Origin of the sequence: Gordonia heveisoli, assembly GCF_030315745.1 — a bacterium.
Classification (GTDB): domain Bacteria; phylum Actinomycetota; class Actinomycetes; order Mycobacteriales; family Mycobacteriaceae; genus Gordonia.
This window is the reverse complement of record NZ_JASXSH010000049.1, coordinates 1-1,269: the sequence shown is the minus strand read 5'-3', so window position 1 is coordinate 1,269 and position 1,269 is coordinate 1. Positions and strand designations below refer to the sequence as shown.

Genomic DNA, 1,269 nt, shown 5'->3' with positions numbered 1-1,269 from the left:
GGGACTGCTGCACCGATAGAGACATCTAATCTGGCTTGCCCGGCAGGGCCGGCCTGGAAGGATGGCTATCGTGCCGAAGCCTTATCCGCAGGAGTTCCGTGACGATGTGGTCCGGGTGGCCCGTGAGCGCGAGTCGGGGGTGACGCTCGCGCAGATCGCGAAGGACTTCGGGATTCATGAGATGACGTTGCAGAAGTGGTTGCGTCGCGCTGATATCGACGACGGTCGCAGACCAGGTACGACATCAACGGAATCCGTTGAGCTGCGTGAGCTGCGGAAGCGGAATCGATTGTTGGAGCAGGAGAATGAGGTGCTGCGGCGGGCGGCGGCGTATCTGTCGCAGGCGAATCTGCCGGGAAAAGGTTCTACCCGCTCGTGACCGAGCTCGCCGCCGACGGCATTCCCGTGGCGGTGTCGTGTCGGGTTCTCAAGCTCTCTCGACCGCCGTACTACCGATGGCTGACCGAGGCGGTCACCACTGCCGACCGAATCTCCGCAGAGCGGGCGAATGCCCTGTTCAACGCCCACCGTGATGATCCGGAGTTCGGGTACCGGTTCCTCGCCGATGAAGCCGAAGCTGCTGGAGAGCCGATGAGCGAGAGGACGGCGTGGCGGATCTGCTCGGCAAACAGTTGGTGGTCGAGCTTCGGAAAGAAGCGCGGCCGAAACGGTAAGAAGCCCGGCCCGCCGGTGCACGACGACCTCGTCGAACGCGACTTCACCGCCGACTCCCCGAATCAGTTGTGGCTCACCGACATCACCGAACACTGGACCGACGAGGGCAAGCTCTACCTCTGCGCGATCAAGGACGCATGCTCGGGACGGATCGTTGGCTACAGCATCGACTCCCGCATGCAATCGCGTCTCGCAGTGGCCGCGTTGAACAACGCGGTCGCCCGCCGAGGCAACAATGTCGATGGTTGTATTGTTCACTCGGACAGAGGCTCTCAATTCCGCTCCCGGAAATTCGTGTTCGCGTTGAACCGCCACGGCCTGGTCGGATCCATGGGCCGAGTCGGCGCAGCCGGCGACAACGCGGCAATGGAATCGTTCTTCGCGCTACTGCAACGCAACGTCCTCGACCGGCAACGCTGGGCCACCCGCGACCAACTCCGGATCGCGATCGTCACCTGGATCGAACGGACCTACCACCGCCGACGCCGGCAAGCCCGCCTCGGCCGATTGACACCTATCGAGTACGAGACGATCATCAACCCAGCCGCATCAGCGGCATGACACCGCAACTGTCTCTATCGGTGCAGCAGTCCC

General features: G+C 63.0%; 1 protein-coding gene. It reads left to right on the top strand.

Features of this window, described 5'->3' with window-relative positions; translation table 11 throughout:
- Positions 1-70 precede the first annotated feature (70 nt).
- Positions 71-1,236, top strand: a protein-coding gene (locus QSJ18_RS20085) for an IS3 family transposase (RefSeq protein ID WP_286328423.1) whose coding sequence is annotated in 2 segments (ribosomal slippage) — positions 71-355 and positions 358-1,236 — 1,164 coding nt in all. Because the reading frame shifts where the segments join, the coding sequence is not laid out codon by codon here.
- Positions 1,237-1,269: the final 33 nt, after the last annotated feature.